Genomic DNA, 21,438 nt, shown 5'->3' with positions numbered 1-21,438 from the left:
TGGGCTGGTCGGTTGAGCCGGAGCGTCAGCGAAGGCCCGGGTCGAAGCCAGGCGCCGACACCGCCGCGTACGCCTGCTCCAACCACTCCTGCTGCGGCGCTTCCAGCCGCGTCGGGGCGCCGATGTCCGTCAGCGCCACGAACCGAAGCCTCGCCCCGCGAGTCTTCTTGTCGCGGCCCATCGCCGTCAGCAGGGCATCCCAGCGACCGGTGTCGTACGAGGTCGGCAGGCCAAGCGAGGTCAACACGCTGCGGTGCCGCTCGACCAGTTCAGGGCTGAGCAGCCCTGCGCGACAAGCAAGTTCGGCAACGAACACCATGCCGACAGCGACCGCATCGCCGTGGCGCCAGCGGTATTGCTCCACCTGTTCGATCGCGTGGGCGAAGGTGTGGCCATAGTTCAGGATCTCGCGTAGTGATGATTCGCGCAGGTCCTCGGTGACCACCTCAGCCTTCACCCGGATCGCTCGCTCGACCAGCTCCGGCAACACCTCACCGTCTACATCCAGCGCCGCCACCGGGTCACGTTCGACCAGTTCGAGGATCTGCGGATCCACAATGAAGCCACACTTCACCACCTCCGCCGCGCCGGCCACCAGGTCGCGGCGCGGGAGCGTACGCAGCAGGTCGAGGTCGCAGACCACCACCGCCGGTTCATGGAACGCACCGACCAGGTTCTTGCCCTCGGCGGTGTTGATTCCGGTCTTCCCACCGACCGCGGCATCGACCATCCCGAGCAGCGTTGTCGGAACCTGCACGACCGGCACGCCGCGCAGCCAAGACGCCGCGACGAACCCACCGAGGTCGGTGGTGGCGCCGCCGCCCAGGGCGACCACCACGTCCGTACGGGTGAAGCCCTGCTGGCCGAGCACCGACCAAAGCCGCAAGAGCGTGTCGGCGGTCTTCGCCGATTCGGCGTCAGGTAACTGCTCGACCACCACCTGTCGGCCATCAGCGCGCAGGCTCTCCGCCAGCGCTTCCGCACGGTCGGCCAAGGCCGGCGCGTGGACCAATAACACCCGCATCGCTGTCGACGGCACCCAGCTCGGGACCTCGCCGATCAGCCCGCGACCGATGTGGACCTCGTAACGATCGCCGACCGCAATGGTGGTCATGACTGCCCGAGCCAGGCGTCGATCTGTGCGGCGATGTCGGCCGGAGCGCGCTTGCCGGTGTCGACCCGCAGCGTCGCGAGGCGTTCGTACGTCGGGCGCCGCTCCCCCATCATCCGGGTCCAGCTCGCGCGCGGGTTCACTGCGAGCAGGGGCCGGGAGGCGTCGAAGCCGACCCGACCAGCGGCGTCGGCAATGGTGACGTCGAGGAAGACCACCCGGTGATCGGCGAGCAGGTCTTGAATGGCCGGTTGCATCGGCCCACCACCGCCCAGGGCCACCACAACGCCGGGTTGCTGCAGCGCATCCCGGGTCGCAGCGACCTCAAGAAGGCGGAAGGCGGGTTCACCGTCTTCGATGAAGATGTCCGAGATCTCCCGACCGTCTCGGGCAACGATCAATGCGTCGGTGTCGATGAAGTCGACCCCGCGCGCCGCAGCCAGCAGACCGCCGACCGTCGTCTTGCCGGCTCCCGGCGGACCAATCAGGACCGCGATCGGCGCAGAGTTCACCACGACCGCATCGTCTCCGGAATCGCGGCCAAGTAAGCCTTGTGGTTGCGGGCAGTCTCGGCCACGCTGTCACCGCCGAACTTCTCCACGCAGGCTTCGGCCAGCACCAGCGCGACCATCGCTTGCGCGACGACCCCGGCGGCAGGCACCGCGCAGACGTCGGAGCGCTGATGGATCGCGGTCGCGGCCTCCCCGGTGGCGACATCGATCGTGCGCAGGGCACGGGGCACCGTCGAGATCGGCTTCATCGCCGCTCGTACGCGCAGCGGTTCGCCAGTCGACATGCCGCCTTCGGTGCCACCGGCCCGGTTGCTGTCGCGCCGGATCACCCCGTCGGTGCGGTCGATCTCGTCATGCGCCGCCGAGCCGCGCCGGCCGGCAGTCACGAATCCGTCACCCACCTCGACACCCTTGATCGCCTGAATGCCCATCAACGCGCCGGCGAGACGGGCATCGAGCCGGCGATCCCAGTGCACGTGTGAACCCAGACCCGGCGGGAGGCCATAGGCGAGCACCTCGACGACGCCACCGAGGGTGTCGCCGTCGCGCTTGGCGGCATCGACCTGCGCCACCATCGCAGCGGACGCTGCCGGTTCCAGCGAGCGGACGGGGTCGGCGTCGAGCGCCACCACGTCGGCCGGCGTCGGCAAGACCGCATCGTCGCTGGTCGTCGCGGCGCCGATGGACACTGTGTGGGAGACCAATTCGATGCCATAGGCCTGCTTCAGGAAGGCTTCGGCCACGGCGCCGAGCGCCACGCGAGCAGCGGTCTCGCGCGCGGACGCCCGTTCCAGAATCGGTCGAGCCTCGTCGAAGCCGTATTTCTGCATGCCGACCAGATCGGCGTGACCGGGTCGCGGCCGAGTCAGAGGTCGGTTCCGAGCCAACTCCTGCGGCGCACCGATGTCGTCGGCGGCCTCCAACGCGTCCGGATCAACCGGGTCAGTGCCCATGACGGCCTGCCACTTCGGCCATTCGGTGTTGGCAACAGTGATCGCGACCGGCGATCCCATCGTGACGCCGTGTCGGACACCACCGACGAACTCGACCTGATCGCGCTCGAACTTCATCCGCGCGCCGCGGCCATAGCCGAGGCGGCGCCGGGCCAACGCGTCGGCCAGGTCGTTCGAACCGATCTCGACCCCGGCGGGAAGTCCCTCCAGGATTGCGGTCAATGAGGGTCCGTGGGATTCACCCGCGGTCAGCCAACGAAGCATGGGTTCGATCCTTCCATGTCGCCGCGCTCGGTCCGCGGCGCGTCCTGTCCGCGGACGGTCAGCGGTCGGCTGACGCCGAGCGTCCTGCCTCCTGCATCGCGCCCAGCGGTGCCGGATGACCGGTCATCAGCTCGATCTGTCGGGCCGCCTGGTGGATCAGCATCTCGATACCGGGAACGACCTGCGCACCGGTCTGACCCGCGGCGAGCGCGAACACGGTCGGCCAACCGGCGTAGACGACGTCGAGCCAGACCGCGCCCGGCACCGGCCGAGCCCACCCAGCCAAGACCTCGGTGGAGAAGCCGTCGGCCGCGCCTGGTGGCAGGGTCGAGATCACCACCGGTTTCAGGTGTTCGTGAGCATCATCGAGCGGGATGACCCGCACCCCCAACCCGTGGGAGCGAGCCTGCGCTAACGCAGATTGCCGCGGCTGGGATCGTACGGCCATTGTCACTGAGCGGCAGCCAAGCTGGGCCAGGGCCGCCAACGTCGAGCGCGCCGTTGCGCCCGAGCCGAGCAGCAGCGCGTCCGCGACTGGCGTCGTCGAGCCCACTCCGGCATCGGTGAGCGCAGACACGACGCCATGGACATCGGTGTTGTGGCCGAGCCAGCCGCTGGGACCGCGCACCAGAGTGTTCACCGCGCCAGTCTCCAGACCGGTCGCCGAACATTCCCGCGCGACGAGCAGCGCCTCTTCCTTCAACGGCATCGTCAATGAGAGGCCACGCCAACTGTCGTCCAGCGACTCCACGAAATCGCGCAACACCGGCGCGTCGACCTCGTAGCGTCCGTAGGTCCAGTCCGTCAGACCGAGCGCGTCGTAGGCCGCGCGATGCAAGGCCGGTGACAACGAATGCTCGATCGGGAGACCGAGAACCGCTGCCCGGTTCAACACTTGCCCGGGTTCGCTTGGCACCACTGCCGGAACTCGGCGACGTTGCGCTGGTGTTGGCCGTAGTCCGCGGTGAACTTGGTCTCACCGGTGCTCTGGTTGACCGTGACGAAGTAGAGCCAGTCGCCGGCCGCGGGCTTCGCCGCCGCCTTCAGCGCTTCCAGACCTGGGTTGTTGATCGGACCCGGAGGCAAGCCAGCATGCTTGTACGTGTTGTAGGGACTGCTGCTGTTGCGGTCCTGGTCGGTGGTCGTCACGGTGCCGCGCTTGTGCAACAGGTAGTGAATGGTCGAGTCCATCTGCAGCGGCATCTTCTTGGTCTCCCGGTTCAGAACGACCCGCGCCACCTTCGGACCATCGGCGCCAAGGCGCGACTCGCCTTGCACGATCGAGGCAACGATCACCGTGTCGCGCAGCTGGTCGCCGGTGACACCAAGGGCGTTCATCTGGCGGGTGCCGTTCTTCACCATGGCGCGCAACTGATCCACCGCAGAGGTGCCAGGATCGAAGTCATAGGTCGACGGGAACAGGAAGCCCTCAATCTTGCCGCCAGCAGCCGGTGGCAGATCAAGCTGCGACGGCTTGATCTTGGTGTAGTCAGCCAGCGGGGTGTTGGTGCGCTTGGACAGCAGCGCGTAAATCTCGGTCGCCCACAAACCCTCAGGAATGGTGACGCGGGTGCTGAGTCGCGCGCTCGGGGTCAACAGCAGTTCGACTGCTGCCTGCGAACTCATCCGCTTCTTCATCCGGTATTTGCCCGGCTGCACCTTCGCGAACTCCGGTGTGGCACCAGCCACCGCGCCGAACGTCGAGGCCGACTTGACCACGCCAGCCTGGGTCAGCGTGCGACCGATGGAGTAGCCGGAGTCACCCTGCTTCACGATGATGTCGACCGAGCCATCGCCCTGGCCCGCGTAGTCGCCACCACCGTTGGAGCCGCCGCCGAAACTAGGCAGGAAGCTCGACCCGATTGATTTGGCGGCCAGGCCACCGGCGCCCACGAAGACAACGACCGCAAGGAACATCACCAGGCAGGAGCGACGTCGCCGCTTGACCTGATCGTGATTGAACTTGGGTGGTGGCGTGGCTGAAACGCGGTCCCGACGGGCCTCCGCGCGCGAGGTCACGGAATCCTTCTTCTTGCGGTCGGGCAATTTGCCGACCGGCTCACCGCCGTCGCCGTCTCCACCGAAAATGGAGTCCGACAGGCCCGAGTCGTTCATTCAGCTCGCCCTTCCGAGTTGGTCGTCCGTCCTCGATGCCGCGGCTTGCGTCCCCCCACCGATTCACCCGGTGGCATCCCGGTTGTGCGTTCCCTGTCAAGCGCAACCTGGAGAATCATGGCAGCAGCCTGGCTGTCGATCACGTTCTTCCGCCGACGTGTCGAGATCCCGGCCTCTCCTAGGGCGCGGTGTGCATCGACGGTGGTCAGTCGTTCGTCGACCATTCGCACCCCGGTCTCCGGCATCCGGGCCACCAGAGCCCGGGCCCAGGAGCGGGCCGTATCTGCCGCCGCCCGCTCCTGACCATCCAGACTTCGGGGCAGCCCGACGATGACCTCGAGGGCCGCGCGTTCCTGCACCAAGGCGACAACTGCGGCGACATCACTACCGCCTCCGGCATCGCGCGGCAGGGTGGTCTCGGGGGTCGCCAGGACTCCGTCCGGGTCGCTGATCGCAACCCCGACCCGGACGGATCCGACATCAATCCCGATACGCACCCCGCGTCGCATACGACTCAGTCGCCTACCGTCTGCCGTACGGCGGCTTCGACGGCCTTCAGCGCATCCTCGACTTTGGTCACGTCGGTGCCGCCGCCTTGGGCGACATCCGGCTTGCCGCCGCCACCGCCACCGAGAACCCCGGCCGCGGTCTTGACCAGCGCACCGGCCTGAACACCACGGTCACGAGCACCGGCGTTGGTGGCCACGACGATGACCGGACGGCCCGCAGCGGAGCCGGTCACGGCGACCGCAGCCGGCGCGTCGCCGACCTGATCGCGCAGCGACAGCACCAAGGAACGCACCTGGTCAGCCGGCAGCTCACCGGCGTGATGGGTCAACACCTTCACACCGCCGATCACACTCGCCTGCTGCAGCAGGGAGGCCGCGCCCGCTTGAGCCTGGACCAACTGGAGTCGTTGGATCTCGCGCTCGGCTTCCTTCACCCGGCCGAGGAGGTCCTCGACTCGGCCCGGCAGCTCGGCCGCGGGCACGTTGACCAGCCCGGACAGCTGCGCCACCAGGGCACGCTCCTTGGCGAGGTAGCGCAATGCTTCGATGCCGACGAAGGCTTCCACGCGGCGTACGCCCGATCCGACACTGGACTCACCGGTCAGGGTGAGGGCGCCGACTTGCGAGGAGTGGGCCACGTGGGTGCCACCACACAGTTCGCGCGACCACGGTCCGCCGATCTCGACGACCCGGACCTGTTCGTCGTAGGTCTCACCGAACAGGGCGAGGGCGCCCCATTCGCGGGCCTGCGGCAGGGTCATGTATTGGGCCGACACCGGCAGGTCCTGGCGCACCGCGAGGTTGGCCACTTCCTCGATTTCGCTGCGGGTCTCGGGCGACAGCGCGGAGTTCCACGCGAAGTCGAGCCGCAGGTAGCCGGGCTTGTTGTACGAGCCCGACTGCAGCGCCGACGAACCGAGCACCTGCCGCAGGGCGGCGTGGATCACGTGGGTGCCCGAGTGTGCCTGACACGCAGACAGCCGCCAGTCGGCATCGACCTTGGTCTCGACCGCATCGCCGACCGCGAGGCCGCTTTCGGTGGCCTCGACGGTGTGGGCGACAAGACCCTTCACCGGGCGCTGTACGTCGCGGACGACGACCTCCCCCGACGGCCCGACGATCACGCCGGAGTCGGCAACCTGGCCACCGGACTCGGCATAGAACGTGGTGCGGTCCAGGATGACCTGACCGGTCTGACCCGGCTGCAACTCCTGCACCCGTACGCCGTCAACGACGATGCCGCGCACGGCCGCTTCGGTGTTCAGGCCCTGGTAAGCGAGCCAGTCGGTGGCGCCCAGATCGCGCAGCTCGCGCCACACGTGTGTGTCGGCGTGGCCGCTCTTCTTCGACTTCGCATCGGCCTTCGCCCGGTCACGCTGCTCCTGCATGAGGCGACGGAAACCAGGTTCGTCGACCTGGACTCCATGCTCGGCCGCCATTTCCAGGGTCAGGTCGATCGGGAAGCCGTAGGTATCGTGCAGCGCGAACGCCTGCTCGCCGGCCAACTGCGGCGCGCCGCCACCGGTCGAGGCCGCGGTCTGCTTGGCCTTGGTGACCGCGGTGTCGAGAATGATCGTGCCCTGGCCGAGGGTGCGCGCGAACGCGTCCTCCTCGCCATAAGCGATCTGACTGATCCGCGCGAAGTCGGTAGCCAGCTCCGGATAGCTCGCCTTCATCCGCTCCATCGAAACCGGAAGCAGCTCGGGCAGCGCAGGGTCGGCATAGCCGAGCAACCGCATCGCGCGCACAGCACGGCGCAGCATCCGGCGCAATACATAACCGCGACCCTCGTTGCCGGGGGTGACTCCGTCACCGATCAGCATCAACGAGGAACGTACGTGGTCAGCAACGACGCGCAGGTGGACGTCGTCAGGATGGGACTGGCCCGCTGCGTGACCCGACTTGGCGCCGTAGTCCTTGCCGGTCATCTCGGCCGCCTTGGCCAACACCGGGAAAACCTCGTCGATCTCGTAGAGGTTGTCCTTGCCCTGCAGCAGCGTCGCCATGCGCTCCAAGCCCATGCCCGTGTCGATGTTCTTTGCCGGCAGCGGACCCGCGATGTCGAAATCGGTCTTGCTGCGCACAGCGCTCAGGTCGTCCTGCATGAAGACCAGATTCCAGAACTCCATGAAGCGGTCCTCGTCGACCGCCGGGCCACCGTCGGCGCCGTATTCCGCGCCACGGTCGTAGAACAACTCCGAGCAGGGCCCGCCGGGGCCGGGAACGCCCATATGCCAGTAGTTGTCGGCCTTGTCGCGGCGGGTCAGCCGGTCCGGCGACACACCGATGATGCGGGTCCAGATGTCCCACGCTTCGTCGTCGTCTTCGTAGACGGTCGGCCAGATCCGGTCGGCGTCGAGGCCATAGCCACCCTGCGCCTGCGGCGTGGTCACCAGGCCCCAGGCGAGTTCGATCGCCTGCTGCTTGAAGTAGTCGCCGAAGCTGAAGTTGCCGTTCATCTGGAAGAAGGTGCCGTGGCGGGAGGTCTTGCCGACCTCTTCGATGTCGCCGGTGCGCACGCACTTCTGAACGCTCGTCGCCCGCGGCCACGGCGGGCTCTGCTGACCGAGCATGTAGGGCTTCATCGGCACCATGCCAGCGTTGACGAACAGCAGGTTCGGGTCGTCGTAGATCAAGGGGGCGCTGGGAACGACGGCGTGGCCGTTTTGCTCGAAGTAGGTCAGCCAGCGGCGCCGGATCTCGGCGGTATCCATGCGAATTCCTTTGGGGTTACAAAACATTCGGGAGCGGACACACGCCCATCGGCGTTGCCGGCGGTGGGCATGACGAGGCGGGGCCGATTCGGCCCTAGGTAGCTCGCGCTTCCCGGGAACCGGTCGACCCCGCCTGTGCGGCCATCGGCCACGGTGAGATTCCGGTCATCATCGGGCCAGCCTATCGGCCGGGGATGACAACCGTCGCCGCAGTTCTTCAGCCGACCGGTGTCTCCGCGGTCAACGAGGTCTTCGGCTCAGGGAAATGGCAGGCGATCCCGTGACCGAACAGGTTGCCCCCGCCTTCGAGCGGCGGCTCCTGAGTCGCGCAGATCTCCTTGGCCTTCCAGCAGCGGGTACGGAACCGGCAGCCGCTCGGCGGGTCGATCGGGCTGGGAACGTCACCGTTCAACCGGATCCGCTCCTCCGGAACGTGCCCGCGTACGACATCCAGGTCGGGAGCCGCAGACAGCAACGCCTGGGTGTACGGGTGTTCCGGCCGACCGTAGATCTCCTCGCGGTCGCCCAGTTCCATCACCTTGCCGAGGTACATCACGGCGACGCGGTCACAGAAGTGGCGCACCACCCCAAGGTCGTGGGCGATGAACACGAACGCGATGTTCAGTTCGGCGCGCAGCTTGCTCATCAGGTTCATGACCTGCGCCTGGATCGAGACGTCGAGCGCGGAGACCGGCTCGTCGGCCACAATGACCTTCGGCTCCACCGCCAGCGCGCGAGCAATGCCGATGCGCTGCCGCTGCCCACCCGAGAACTCGTTCGGGTAGCGGTTGATGTGCTCCGGGTTCAGACCGACCAGTTCGAGCAGTTCCTCGACGCGAGCCTTCGTCTTGTTCTTCGGCACCATGTCGTGCAACTGCAGCGCGGTGCCGATGATCTGCTCGACCGTGAAGCGCGGGTTCAAAGAACCGTACGGGTCCTGGAAGATCAGCTGGATGTCGCGCCGAAGCGGACGCAACTGCCGCTCCTTCATGTGCGAGATGTCCTGCCCCTGGAACTCGATGGTTCCCGAGGTCGGCTCGATCAGCCGGGTGATCAGACGACCGGTGGTGGTCTTGCCACAGCCGGACTCCCCCACTAGGCCGAGGGTCTCCCCCGCGGCCAGATCGAACGAGACGCCGTCGACCGCGCGCACCTGCAGGGTCGTCGGGAAGATACCGGAGTATTCCTTCACCGGGTAGTGCTTCACAAGGTCTCTGACGACCAGCAACGGCTCCCGACCCGCGGTCGCTTTGCGATCGTGCAGCACGGGGTCGGCCTGTGCGGCCTTACTGAGGGACGCGTCGTCGTAGGGCTTTTCGTTGCTGCTGCTCTTGTCGAGGTCAGCCATCTCGGTCACACTCCCAGCCGCGGAGCGATTTCGTCCGCGAAGATTTCGGCGGGCTCGGCCAGGTGGCAACGGCTACGGCGGCCCGGTTCACCCGGCACCGGCTCGAACTCCGGCAACACAGTCGTGCACTTGTTCCCCGGCACCCGGGAGGCGTAGTCGCACCGCGGGTTGAAGGAACAGCCCGGAGGCAGGTTGAGCAGGCTCGGCGGGTTGCCGCGCACCGGCTGCAGCGGTTCCTTCGGGTCGGACGTCAGCGACGGCACCGAGCTCAACAAGCCCCAGGTGTAGGGGTGCCGCGGAGTAGCGAGCACCTCCTTGGTGGTGCCGAACTCCACGCCGCGACCGCCGTACATGACCAGCACGTCGTCGGAGACCTCGGCCACGACCGCGAGGTCGTGGGTGATCATGATGATCGCCGAGCCGAACTCCTTCTGCAGGTCGTTCATCAGATCGAGGATCTGCGCCTGCACCGTCACGTCGAGCGCGGTGGTCGGCTCATCGGCGATCAGCAGCTTCGGGTCGTTGATCAAGCCGAGCGCGATCATGGCGCGCTGGCGCATACCGCCGGAGAACTCGTGCGGATACTGCTTGGCCCGACGATCCGGGTTCGGGATGCCGACACGTTCGAGCATCTCGACCGCACGCTTGTGCGCGACGCGCTTGCTCACCTTGTGGTGGGCCAGGTAGGCCTCGGAGAGCTGCGGCCCGATCTTCTTGAACGGGTGGAAGCTGCTCTGCGGATCCTGGAAAATCATCGCGGCTGTCTCGCTGCGCACCTTGCGGAAGGTGGACAGCGACGCGCCAACCAGTTCCTGTCCGTCGAGCATGATCGATCCGGAGATTCGCGTGCGGCGAGTGTCGTGCAAACCCATGACGGCCATGCTCGACACGCTCTTGCCCGAGCCCGACTCCCCGACGATAGCCAGGGTGCGACCTTGTTCCACCGTGTAGGACAAGCCCGACACCGCTTTGACCAGTCCGTCGGCGGTCGGGAACTGCACCGAGAGGTCTTCGACCTTCAGTACGACCTCGCCGCTGCGCTGCCGGTCACCGCGACCGCGCATCGCCCCGGTCGGGACCGCGGTCGAGCCGGAGGCGGGTTCAGCCGTGTTGTTCAGATTGAGGTTGTCGGTCATGACAGCTTCACGCGGGGGTCCACAATTCCGTAGAGCAGGTCGACGAGGAGGTTGGCGAGGACGATAAGTATCGAACCGACGATAACCACACCCGAGATAGTGGGAAGGTCACCGGTCTGCGACGAACGGAAGCCGAGCAGGCCCATCCCGGGCAGTCCGAAGATGGTCTCGGTGAAGATCGCGCCAGTCAGCTCGATGGCGACACCCATCCCGACAAGGGTCAGGAAGGGCGCGATGGCAGCGCGCAGCGCGTGCTTGATGGTGATATCGAACTCGGAGATGCCCTTGCTGCGGGCGGTTCGGACGTAGTCCTGGTTTTGGGTGTCGATCATCGACGCGCGCACATAGCGGATGTACCCGGTCGAGACATAAGCGCCATAGAACAGCCACACACCCAACAGCCCGGTGAACCATGCCCACGGGTTGTCGATGATCGAGGTGTAGGTGCTGACTGGGATGAGCCCCCAGAACTTCATGACGTACAAGAAGAAGATCGTCGCGAGCACGTAGTAGGGCACCGCGGAAGCGCCCTGCGAGCCACCGACGATGATTTTATCGAGCCATTGCCCGCGGAATCTCGCGCACAACACCCCGATCCCGATCCCGAGGATGCTGTAGACGACCATGCCACCCGCGACGATCGAGACGGTCACCGGGAACGCCTGCAACACCTCGTCGGTCACCGGCCGGTTCTGCACGTACGACCATCCCAGGCACGGTGCGGAGCAGTCCTGCGCGCCGTCATCGGTCTTGGAGTCGGTGCCGACCACAATGCCCTTGAGGTAACGCTCGAACTGCTGTGTCTTGGGCTTGTCCAGCCCCAGATTGTGTTCGATCTGAACGATGCGGTCGGGGGTGCAGTTGCGACCACACAACGCTCCGGCCGGGTCGTTCGGGCCCAAGTAGAACAGCGCGAAGGTGGCGATGATCGCCGCCAGGATCACGCTGAGTCCCAAGGCCAAACGGCGCAAGATGTAGATCAGCACGTACGTAGGCTCCTCGTTCGATCGGTCACGTCGTCAGACGCGGCCGCGGTGATGCACACGGTGGGTGGGGGCACCGGCAGCAAGCTGCCGGCACCCCCACCCGTTGGGTAGCTTCGGTGATCAGCCGACCCAGAGCGACGGCAGGTCAGGCATGCCGGCGTTGGGGTCGATGAGCACGTTGTGCACCTTGGTGCCGAAGATCGTGGCGCCCTTGGAGTAGGACGTCGGGATCGCCGGGAGCATCGTGGTCAGGATCTTCTTGTCCAGCGCGGTCCACTTCGGGCCCTGCTGCTCAATCGGGAGGGCCGCGATGTCGGACATCTCCTTGTCGAGGCCGGTGTCCTTCAGGTTACCGACACCACCGTTGATCGGGTTGGTGCTGCTGAACAGCGGCGGGTAGATCGAGTCACCGGCCGGCCAGTCGTAGCACCAACCGCTGACGCCCTGGTAGAGGTTGACGTTGTGGGTCGTCTCACGGCGCTTCTTGCGCAGCTCGGTGCCACTGACACCAATCGCCTTCACCTTGAAGCCAGCAGCCTGAAGCAGCGGACCACGCACAGCCTCGACCTTCTTGGCGGTCGCGTCGTCGTTGCGGTAGTAGTACGACAACTCGAAGTTCGACTTACCGGCAGCCGCAAGCATCTGCTTGGCCTTGGCCGGGTCGCCGTTGCCGGTGCCCGGGAACATCGGGTCGGTGTACTTGGTGAAGCCCGGGACCTGCGGCGCACCCAGGGTGGTTGCCGGGGTGTAGTCGAACTTGGTCGAGCCACCGGCGATCCGGATCTGGTTGTACGGGTAGGCCACGGCGATCGCCTTGCGCACCTCGAGCGGGATCACCTGGGTGTCCATCGTGACGTACGAGACACACGGCGACGGACCGTTGGCGACCTGGTTCTTCTTGGCGCCGAGTGCATCGCTCAGGATCGACGCGTCGACACCGTCGTAGGACAGGGTCGTCTGGTCGGTGCCGTTGTCGGCCATGATCGACTTGGCAGTGGTCGGAATGTCCTTGCCGAAGTTGAACTGGAACGTGTCGGGGTACTGGTGACGCGCCGGGTCGCTCGCGGCGTCCCAGTTGGTGTTCTTGACCAGCGTCAGCGAGGCGCCCTTGGTGTACTGCTTGATCTTGTAGGGACCGTTCGAGACCCAGTGCAGCTGGTAGTTGGTCTTGTCGTCCTTGGCCTTCGGGATTGCACCAAACATGGTGAACGCCGCGAAGTAGGGGAAGGACTGCATCTTCTTCGCAAGGTGGAAGGTCACGACGCCGGTCGCGTCGTCACTCTCGACACCCTCGAACTTCTCGCCCGACTTCCAGGGACCCTTGTACTTGTCGCCACCCTTGATGTACTCAAGCTGGTAGGTCGGACCGCCCGGCAACTCTTCCTGGGCGAACGAACGCTCGAACGAGTAGGCGATGTCGGAGGCCTTGATGGCGGTTCCGTCTTCGTACTTCAGACCCTTCTTCAGGGTGAACTTCCAGGTCAGGCCGTCCTTCGACTGCTCACCCAGGTCGGTGGCCATGTCGGGCACCAGCACCGACTTGCCGTCGAGCACCCGGTAGGTGGTCAGGGTGCGGGTCGTCAGGCGCATGATCGCCGCGGTGTCCTGGTAGTACTGCGACGACGGGTCGGTCGACTCCGGAATCGAGTTGACGTTCAGGGTGATGGTGCCACCCTTCTTGGCGCCGGACACGTCGGCAGCCGGACCCTTGGCGTCGGGCTGGAAGGCCGCGCTCGCCGGAACCTTTTCGTACTGGTCGCCGAGGCCCTGGGAGGTGTTACCCGCCCCGCCAGTGCCACTGGTCGACGAACTGCTCTTGCTTCCGCCACCACAGGCGGCGAGGGACAGGGATCCTGCCGCCGCGAGGGCGACAACCTTGGTCCAGCGCATTGTTTCTCCTTCTTGATCCCTACGAGCCTGTTGGTCGTAGCGGTGTTGGGGGCGACCGGCGCGTATGCCGGTCACGATGTTTTTTATCGGCGGGTCTGCGGGTTGAAGGCATCGGAGACGGCGTCTCCGAGCAGGCTCAGCGCAAGCACCAGCAGGGCGATGCTCAGCACCGGCACCCACAACCAGATGGGGTAGGTGTCGAAGTACGACGTGGAAGCAGAGATGGTTTGGCCCCAGGAAACGATCGGGTCCTGCAACCCGATACCCAGCAGGGACAGACCGGCTTCAGTCGCGATGTAGCCCGGGATCAGAACGGTCAGGTTCACGATGATCGGGCCCAGCAGATTGGGCAGCATCTCCTTGAAGACGATGCGGTTGGTCGGCGCACCCAACGCACGGGCAGCCTGCACGAATTCACGTTCGCGCAGCGAAAGCACCTCACCTCGAATCAACCGGGCAAGACCCGGCCACCCGAAGGTGACCAACAAGACGATCACCGCGATGAACTGGATCGTCGCTTGCTTGCCGGGCTCCACGTAGCCGCTGACATCCGGGTTGCCGAACCGGGCGACGGTGATCGGTACGACCGCAAACGCCATCAGGATGAACGGCAGGGACAACAGGAAGTCGATGATCCAGGACACCGTTCGGTCGATCCACCCACCCAGGAAACCGCTCAGCAGGCCCATCGTCACGCCCACGATCAAAGTGGCGATAGCACCCACGATGCCAACGATGAGGCTGGGGCGAGCGCCGTGGACCCAGCGGTAGAAGAGATCGCGCCCCGTCTGCGGTTCGATGCCCAACGGGTGGGCTCCGCTGACGGTGAAGTTCGGAAACGTCGTGTCCGGGTTCAGCAGGTCCTGGTGGGGCGCCGAGTCGACACCGACGATGTTGGTGATGACGTCCTGGAAGATGCCCATGAGGACGAAGAGCACGATGATGGACGCGCAGACGATGGCGACCTTGTCCTTCTTCAACCGTTCCCAGGCGATCCTGGTGGGCGACTTGCTCGCGCCGCTCTTCCCGCTCCGACCGGGCGCAGGCATCTCCTGCAAGGGGTCGGGAGTCGCTTCTGCGACCGTCTGCGGGTTGACGCTCATGGATCCTCCGTGGTGGCGGTTTCGTCCGTTGCCTGATCGACACCTGTTGGTGTCGCGATGCGGTGCGGACACGCCACTCGAGTTCCTGTGGAGGCTCTACGAATGATTCCCCGGCGTCCGCGCCGTGAGACAACTTGCCACAGGATTTTTGAAGTTCAACCCGGCGGGGGCCGACGGTCACACAATTGTTACCAAGTGTCCGCACGGCTCTTTCACGGGTTACGGATGGTGGCCCGCAGGGTTTCCCAGCGCTGTCCGAGGGAAGATTCCCACCCGCGGTCACTCGGGTGGTAGTAGTCCGCCACGCCCAGTAGGTCATCGGGCAGGAATTGTTGTGGCCCAACGCCGTACGGCTCATCGTGGGTGTAGCGGTAGCCCGCGCCGTGACCGAGCGCGGCAGCCCCTGCATAGCCCGTTCCGCGCAGGTGGCTCGGCACTGCCCCACCGCGCCCCGCACGGACGTCGGCAATCGCCGCGTTGACCGCGGCATAGCTTGCATTCGACTTGGGCGCAAGACAATTGTGGACGACTGCCTGGCCCAGGATCAGTCGCGCTTCGGGCATTCCGATCTGGGCGACGGCGTGCATCGCGGCCACCGCGGTCTGCAGCGCGGTGGGGTCGGCCATCCCGATCTCCTCCGAGGCGGAGATGACGATCCGGCGCGCGATGAACCGCGGGTCCTCCCCCGCTTCAAGCATCCGGGCGAGGTAATGCAGGGCCGCGTCGACGTCGCTGCCGCGCATCGACTTGATGAACGCCGAGGCCACGTCGTAGTGCTGGTCGCCACCCTTGTCGTAGCGCACAACCGCGGCGTCCATCGCCTGAGCCGCGTCTTCGACGGTGATGGTCACCGGCAGTGTGCTGCCGGCGCGGTCTTGGGCGACACCGGCCGCCGCCTCGAGCGCGGTCAGTGACCGGCGAGCGTCACCGCCGGCCATTCGTACGAGGTGATCGAGGGCTTCCTCGTCGAGCTCGAAATCGTTGCCGAGGCCGCGCTCGTCTTCCACTGCGCTTCGGACGAGGTCGCGGACATCGTCGTCGGTCAGCGATTTCAGCGTGATCATCACCGAGCGGGACAACAACGGGGCGATCACTGAGAACGAAGGGTTCTCGGTCGTGGCGGCCACCAGGATGATCGTGCGGTTCTCGACCCCAGGCAACAGGGCGTCCTGCTGCGCCTTGGTGAAGCGATGGATTTCGTCGAGGAAAAGCACCGTGTCGCGGCCATAGAGCGATCGTTCCCGGACCGATTGTTCAAGCACCAGGCGCACATCCTTGACCCCGGCGCTGATCGCCGACAGTTCGACGAACCGGCGCTCCGTGGCGCCGGCGACCAGGTGGGCCAGCGTGGTCTTGCCGGTTCCAGGCGGACCCCACAGGATCGCCGAGACGGGCCCGGCAGCTCCGGCGGCGCCTTCGACCAACCGGCGCAACGGACTGCCGACTTTCAACACGTCCTGTTGGCCGCGCACCTCATCGAGGGTGCGCGGGCGCATCCGGACGGCGAGCGGGGGCAGGCTGCCGCCCACGGCGCCGATCGCAGCGGGGGTGGAGAACAGATCGTCGGACACAACTGCCACGCTATCGGCCGTGACCGACGACCTCCGCACCCTGCATGGCCGCGACGAGTTGCTCGCCACGACCGACAACGATCCCTACATCCGGTGGGAGTGTTCGGCCGACCTGCTCGAGGTGGCGTGGCAATTCGGCGACGCGGTGGGCTTTCGTCGACGCAGTCCATTCCGGCGGATGACCCAGCTGAACCTCGTCGGCCCGGGCGCCGACATTGCCGCGCTGGTCGACGCACTGCTTGCCAACGGCTGGCCGGAGGTCAGTGGTGTATCGGTCGACCAAGAACACCTTTCGCTGATGGAGGACCGGCTCCCCCTTGGTCAGGGTGGCGATTGGGACTGGATGTGGACGACCACCGCACCGGCGCTGCCGGCCGGCATCGAGGTGGTTGAACTGAACGACACCAGCGATGCGCCGGAACTGTTGCGGCTCAACGAGATCGGCAACCCGACTGCGGAGTCTGAGCCGGGAAAGGGCGTCACCGAGCGGTGGCTCGGGGTGCGCACCGCGGGGCGGATCCTCGCGGCAGGTGCGCTGCACCGTACGGGCGCCGGAGCGCCGCACCTGACCGGCATCGTGACGCACCCCAGGGCGCGCGGGCAGGGCTTGGGCGCGGCGGTGACGGCTGCCCTGACGGCGGCAGCGATCGCCAGCGACGGGGTCTGCACGCTCGGGATGTACAGCGGCAACGACGTCGCCCGCCGGCTTTACCACCGCCTTGGCTACCGCACCGCCCACGCCTGGGCCTCCCGCCCCCTACGTCCGTAGTAATGCTTTTTGGTCGCAATAGCGACCACTTCCCCTGGTCCTGATGAAATGTCCTCATGACCGACTACGACCACGCGCTCGAACTCACCGCGGCCGACAGTGGATTCACCGCGCAACTCAGCGATGACTGGGCGATCGGCGAGGCGATTAACGGCGGCCTACTCATGTCGCTGTCCGCGGCGGCCACCGCGCAACTGACCCCGCAGCACCCCCACCCGTTGACGTACAGCGGGGTCTTCCTCTCCCCCGGCGCCGCCGGGCCGGCGACCGTCACGCCGACCGTCCTGCGGCAGGGCCGGCGGATGAGCACGGCGCAGGTCAGCGTTCACCAAGGCGATGCCGAACGCGTACGAGCGCTGCTGACCCTGGGCGATCTCGCCCACCACGCTGCCCCGGTACGGCGGACGGAACCGATGGCGCAGATCGCTCCGGTCGAGCAATGCGTGTCGGCGCAGGACGCGCCGCCGAGCGAACTCACCAAGGCTGACCTGCTCAAACGCTTCGACATGCGGCTCGACCCCGCGACGGTCGGATGGGCGCTCGGGAAACCCTCCGGTGCGGGTGAGATTCGCGGGTGGATTCGCTTCGCCGACGGACGCGAGCCCGATGCGATCTCGCTGCTGACGTTTCTTGACGCGTTTCCGCCGGTCGCGTTCGACCTCGGCTCGGTCGGTTGGGTCCCGACGATCGAGTTCACCGGTTATGTGCGCGCCGAGCCGGCGCCGGGCTGGTTGGCGCTGCGAATCAGCACCTCGACCGTGACCGGTGAGTTGCTCGAGGAGGACGCGCAGTTGTGGGACTCAACCGGCCGGTTAGTTGCGCAATCTCGCCAACTCGCGTCGGCGCGTTTCGCCGACTGACACGGCTGCTGAAGAAAACTGGTCGCTATAACGACCAGATTCCTTTACTACGGGTGTAGGTGGGGGGCTAGCTCGCGGCGCAACTCAGCAGCGCCACTGCGCGGGTCGTGGTGAATGGTGTTCAGGCCCAACGCAATTGCGGTGTCGACGTTGCGCGGGTTGTCGTCGACGAAGAGCGTCTGCTCCGGCTCGAGACCGAGGTCGTCGAGCACCGCAGTGAAGTAGTCCCCGTCCGGCTTCATCGCGCGCACCTCGCAGGAGTAGTAGGCGCCGTCGACGCGCCGGTCATAACCCAGTTTGCGGCCCATCAGCTCCCGTCGCAGGTCGTGCTGGTTGGTCGCCAACACGCACTTCAGCCCGGTGGCTCGCACGTCATCGACCACCTGCCAGGCCGCCTCGTCGGGTTCGAACATTGCCCATAGCCCGAGGACGTCGTCGAGGTCAAAGGTCGGGTATCGCTGCGCCAGCAACTCCCCGATGACCACCCGCAGCGGCTGCTGACCACGCAGCGCGGGCACCTCAGCCATGTAGAGGTCGTACATGAAGTCGGTTCCGCCGAACTGCGCCGTCGCGTCTTCCCAATCCGGGCTCGGGTGTTGGAGCACGCCGTCGCAGTCCCACAAAATCGCCTCAATCACGGCCGCGACATTACGGCAACGGCGTCAGCCAGCCAGCAGGCGCCGCAGCTTCCACAGCGTGACGTCCAGGCTCGACCGGCCATTTGCGGCTCTCCACGCCACGCCCTCGACCCCGGCGCGCAGACCCCACCACCGTGCGCGTTCCAGCAGACCCGATTCCGGCGACGGGAGGTCGGCGACTATCCGCTCGGCCACCTGCGGACCGAGGTCGAACATCAACAAGGCGAGATCACGCGCGGGGTCACCGGCAACGGCGTCACTCCAGTCGATGATGCCGCTCACCCGACCGTCAGCGCCAATAATCACGTGTTCGTCACCGAGGTCGTTGTGACTGAAAGACATTCGCTCATCTGCCGCAAGAATTGGTTCGGCCAGGAAGGCTTCGATCTGGCCTCGGTCGGTCACCGGAAGCAGGTGAGCCACCGCTTCGTAGGATCGCTTTGTCTCGACCAACCATTGCCTGGCGGTCGTTGTTGGGCCCGCGACAACGGTGAGAACCTCTGCGACCGGAACCGACCACAACCCAGCTAGGAACTGCGCCATCGTCGCCGCGAACTCGGCAAGGTCAGCGGGCGGCCGAAGGTCTGCGCCGGCGCCTGGAACCAGAGTGCCGAACAGCACCCCCTGTTCGATGTCTGCCGCAAGATTCCGTGAGGTGCCCAGACTCGAATGCTGCGACACGAAGTCCAGCAACGCGATGTCCTGCGTCGCCGTTCGCGAGCGCAGCAACGGGTCGGCGATCTTCGAGATGCGCACCACGAAACTCTCGCCGACGGCGTACGCGATGTTGTCGAAACCCTCACCCAGCTCAACCAGCGGCTGGTCGGCGTACGACGGGGCAATGTCTGCCAGCACCGCGCGCGGGTCGATGTCTCGGCGCGGCAGCATCCGGCCACCCTGCCAGGCGCCAGCGGCGGTTGCCACCGGTTAACCCACAAACCACCAGTGGATGCAGCTCCACGTCGGTGTCGACGTGGAACTGCATCCACTCAGGTCAGGCTTGGCTCACGCCTGCTCGACGGCGTCCTTCGCGGCAGCCGGCTTCGCGTCGACGCCCGCCTCCTTGCGCTGCTGCGTCGTGATCGGCGCCGGGGCAGCGGTCAGCGGGTCGTAGCCGCCACCGGACTTCGGGAACGCGATCACCTCACGGATCGAGTCGAATCCACCCAGCAAAGAGCAGATGCGGTCCCAGCCGAAGGCAATTCCGCCGTGCGGCGGGGCGCCGAAGGAGAACGCCTCGAGCAGGAAACCGAACTTCTCCTGCGCTTCCTCCTGCGACAAGCCCATGATCTTGAACACCCGCTCCTGGATGTCGCGCCGGTGAATACGGATCGAGCCGCCGCCAATTTCGTTGCCGTTGCAGACCATGTCGTAGGCGTAGGCGAGCGCCTCACCGGGCTCGGTGTCGAAGGTGTCCAGGAACTCCTTCTTCGGCATGGTGAACGCGTGGTGAACCGCGGTCCATTTGCCCGAACCCACGGCGACGTCACCGGAGGCGACGGCGTCAGCGGCCGGCTCGAACAGCGGAGCGTCCAGGACCCACAGGAACGACCAGGCCGACTCGTCAATCAGCTCGCAACGCTTGCCGATCTCCAACCGGGCCGCGCCAAGCAACGCACGCGACGACTTCACGTCACCGGCAGCGAAGAAGATGCAGTCGCCCGGTTGCGCGCCGACGTGCGCCGGCAGCGCCGCCTTCTCGGCGTCGGTCAGGTTCTTGGCCACCGGTCCGGTGAGCTCTCCCTCGGCGGTGAACAGGACGTACGCGAGACCCTTGGCGCCGCGCTGCTTGGCCCATTCCTGCCAGGCGTCGAGTTGGCGACGCGGCTGGGAGGCACCACCGGGCATGACAACCGCACCGACGTACGGCGCCTGGAACACCCGGAAGGTGGTGTCCTTGAACAGGTCGGTGCACTCGGTGAGTTCGTTGCCGAACCGCAGGTCCGGCTTGTCCGAGCCGTAGCGAGCCATCGCGTCGGCATAGGTCATCCGCGGGAACGGGGTCAGCAGCTCGACGCCGATGACCTGCCACAGCGCCTTGGCGATCGACTCACCGAGCTCGATGATGTCGTCCTGCTCGACGAAGCTCATCTCGATGTCGAGCTGGGTGAACTCCGGCTGCCGGTCGGCGCGGAAGTCCTCGTCGCGATAGCAGCGGGCGAGCTGGAAGTAACGCTCCATGCCGCCGACCATCAGCAGCTGCTTGAACAGCTGCGGGCTCTGCGGCAGGGCGTACCAACTGCCCGGCGCCAGGCGGGCCGGCACCAGGAAGTCGCGCGCGCCCTCAGGGGTCGAACGGGTCAGCGTCGGGGTTTCGATCTCGACGAAGTCACGCTCGGCCAACACCGAGCGGGCCGCGGCGTTCACCTTGCTGCGCAGACGCAGCGCGCCGCCTTGAGCGGGGCGTCGCAGGTCGAGGTAGCGATACTTCAGTCGAGTTTCCTCACCGACGGTGATCCGCTCGTCGATCTGGAACGGCAATGCGGCGGACTCGCTCAGCACCTCGATCTCGTCGGCGACGACATCGATCTCACCGGTGGGCAGGTCCCGGTTGACGTCCTTGGAGTCGCGCGGGGTGACGGTGCCGGTGACCTTGATGCAATATTCGTTGCGCAGGTCGTGGGCGGTGCCGGTCAACACCTCGTCACGAGCCACCACCTGTACGAAGCCGCTGGCGTCGCGCAGGTCCAGGAAGGCCACACCGCCGTGGTCGCGGCGGCGGCCCACCCAGCCGGTGAGGGTGACGGTGGAGCCGGCGTCGCTGGATCGCAGGGTGCCGGCTTGATGGGTTCGAAGCATCGTCGTGCCTTTCGGGTCGGGTCCACGAAAGGTAACCGCGGATCTGCGGTTCCTTCGCGGAACGGCAGCCCGGGAGGTGTGGGCGGGGGCTAAGTCGCGGTGCCACCACACCTTCGCCGGAAGATCTCCGGCCTCGCTCGTCGATACGCCGTACGCGCGG

General features: G+C 66.3%; 18 protein-coding genes. 2 read left to right on the top strand and 16 right to left on the bottom strand.

Translation table 11 applies throughout. The features are described 5' to 3' along the window. Positions 1–25 precede the first annotated feature (25 nt). The 13 genes from aroB to ACYU98_RS14995 all read right to left on the bottom strand — a co-directional run bounded on the left by aroB (position 26) and on the right by ACYU98_RS14995 (position 16,212). Positions 26–1,114 (bottom strand): 3-dehydroquinate synthase, encoded by a 1,089-nt coding sequence (gene aroB, locus ACYU98_RS15055; protein WP_460469042.1) that lies wholly within the window; start codon positions 1,112–1,114, stop codon positions 26–28. Further along, positions 1,111–1,626, bottom strand: a complete 516-nt coding sequence (locus tag ACYU98_RS15050) for a shikimate kinase (protein ID WP_460469041.1) — start codon at positions 1,624–1,626, stop codon at positions 1,111–1,113. Before ACYU98_RS15050 ends, aroB begins: the two co-directional genes overlap by 4 nt. After that, entirely contained in the window at positions 1,620–2,840 is a 1,221-nt protein-coding gene (gene aroC / locus ACYU98_RS15045; RefSeq protein WP_460469040.1) for a chorismate synthase, read from the bottom strand. The genes ACYU98_RS15050 and aroC overlap by 7 nt, the downstream gene beginning before the upstream one ends. Positions 2,841–2,898: 58 nt before the next feature. After that, complete coding sequence (locus tag ACYU98_RS15040) at positions 2,899–3,735, bottom strand: shikimate dehydrogenase (RefSeq protein ID WP_460469039.1); 837 nt, start codon at positions 3,733–3,735, stop codon at positions 2,899–2,901. Next, on the bottom strand, positions 3,729–4,955 hold the full coding sequence (mltG, locus tag ACYU98_RS15035; RefSeq protein ID WP_460469038.1) for an endolytic transglycosylase MltG: 1,227 nt from the start codon (positions 4,953–4,955) through the stop codon (positions 3,729–3,731). Before mltG ends, ACYU98_RS15040 begins: the two co-directional genes overlap by 7 nt. Then, entirely contained in the window at positions 4,952–5,452 is a 501-nt protein-coding gene (gene ruvX / locus ACYU98_RS15030; RefSeq protein WP_460469037.1) for a Holliday junction resolvase RuvX, read from the bottom strand. Before ruvX ends, mltG begins: the two co-directional genes overlap by 4 nt. Before the next feature lie 17 nt (positions 5,453–5,469). After that, positions 5,470–8,178, bottom strand: coding sequence for an alanine--tRNA ligase (alaS, locus tag ACYU98_RS15025; protein ID WP_460469036.1), 2,709 nt, complete (start codon positions 8,176–8,178; stop codon positions 5,470–5,472). A 217-nt stretch (positions 8,179–8,395) separates the two neighbouring features. After that, positions 8,396–9,526 (bottom strand): ABC transporter ATP-binding protein, encoded by a 1,131-nt coding sequence (locus ACYU98_RS15020; protein ID WP_460469035.1) that lies wholly within the window; start codon positions 9,524–9,526, stop codon positions 8,396–8,398. Between the two features lie 5 nt (positions 9,527–9,531). Further along, positions 9,532–10,662 (bottom strand): ABC transporter ATP-binding protein, encoded by a 1,131-nt coding sequence (locus tag ACYU98_RS15015; RefSeq protein WP_460469034.1) that lies wholly within the window; start codon positions 10,660–10,662, stop codon positions 9,532–9,534. Continuing rightward, positions 10,659–11,648: an ABC transporter permease gene (locus tag ACYU98_RS15010; protein ID WP_460469033.1), complete on the bottom strand. Its 990-nt coding sequence runs from the start codon at positions 11,646–11,648 to the stop codon at positions 10,659–10,661. The genes ACYU98_RS15015 and ACYU98_RS15010 overlap by 4 nt, the downstream gene beginning before the upstream one ends. Positions 11,649–11,768: 120 nt before the next feature. Then, the gene (locus ACYU98_RS15005) at positions 11,769–13,538 is read right to left on the bottom strand and encodes an ABC transporter substrate-binding protein (protein ID WP_460469032.1); all 1,770 of its coding nucleotides are present in this window, start codon (positions 13,536–13,538) and stop codon (positions 11,769–11,771) included. Positions 13,539–13,621: 83 nt separating this feature from the next. Next, the gene (locus ACYU98_RS15000) at positions 13,622–14,641 is read right to left on the bottom strand and encodes an ABC transporter permease (protein WP_460469031.1); all 1,020 of its coding nucleotides are present in this window, start codon (positions 14,639–14,641) and stop codon (positions 13,622–13,624) included. Between the two features lie 212 nt (positions 14,642–14,853). Beyond that, positions 14,854–16,212 (bottom strand): replication-associated recombination protein A, encoded by a 1,359-nt coding sequence (locus ACYU98_RS14995; RefSeq protein WP_460469030.1) that lies wholly within the window; start codon positions 16,210–16,212, stop codon positions 14,854–14,856. A gap of 19 nt (positions 16,213–16,231) precedes the next feature. Between ACYU98_RS14995 and ACYU98_RS14990 the strand changes: the two genes are divergently transcribed. Together ACYU98_RS14990 and ACYU98_RS14985 are read left to right on the top strand one after the other, a co-directional pair. Beyond that, complete coding sequence (locus ACYU98_RS14990; protein WP_460469029.1) at positions 16,232–16,981, top strand: GNAT family N-acetyltransferase; 750 nt, start codon at positions 16,232–16,234, stop codon at positions 16,979–16,981. Between the two features lie 56 nt (positions 16,982–17,037). Next, positions 17,038–17,841 (top strand): thioesterase family protein, encoded by an 804-nt coding sequence (locus ACYU98_RS14985; protein ID WP_460469028.1) that lies wholly within the window; start codon positions 17,038–17,040, stop codon positions 17,839–17,841. A 47-nt stretch (positions 17,842–17,888) separates the two neighbouring features. Here ACYU98_RS14985 and ACYU98_RS14980 read toward each other — a convergent pair whose 3' ends face one another. The 3 genes from ACYU98_RS14980 to aspS all read right to left on the bottom strand — a co-directional run bounded on the left by ACYU98_RS14980 (position 17,889) and on the right by aspS (position 21,278). Then, entirely contained in the window at positions 17,889–18,479 is a 591-nt protein-coding gene (locus tag ACYU98_RS14980) for an HAD-IA family hydrolase (RefSeq protein WP_460469027.1), read from the bottom strand. Positions 18,480–18,503: 24 nt separating this feature from the next. Further along, complete coding sequence (locus ACYU98_RS14975) at positions 18,504–19,403, bottom strand: phosphotransferase family protein (RefSeq protein ID WP_460469026.1); 900 nt, start codon at positions 19,401–19,403, stop codon at positions 18,504–18,506. An 81-nt stretch (positions 19,404–19,484) separates the two neighbouring features. Continuing rightward, the gene (aspS, locus tag ACYU98_RS14970; protein WP_460469025.1) at positions 19,485–21,278 is read right to left on the bottom strand and encodes an aspartate--tRNA ligase; all 1,794 of its coding nucleotides are present in this window, start codon (positions 21,276–21,278) and stop codon (positions 19,485–19,487) included. Between the last annotated feature and the right edge of the window lie 160 nt (positions 21,279–21,438).

The sequence above is a fragment of the Calidifontibacter terrae genome (genome assembly GCF_054778835.1).
Note: the sequence above shows the minus strand (reverse complement) of the source record. Positions and strands in the feature narration are given on the sequence as shown.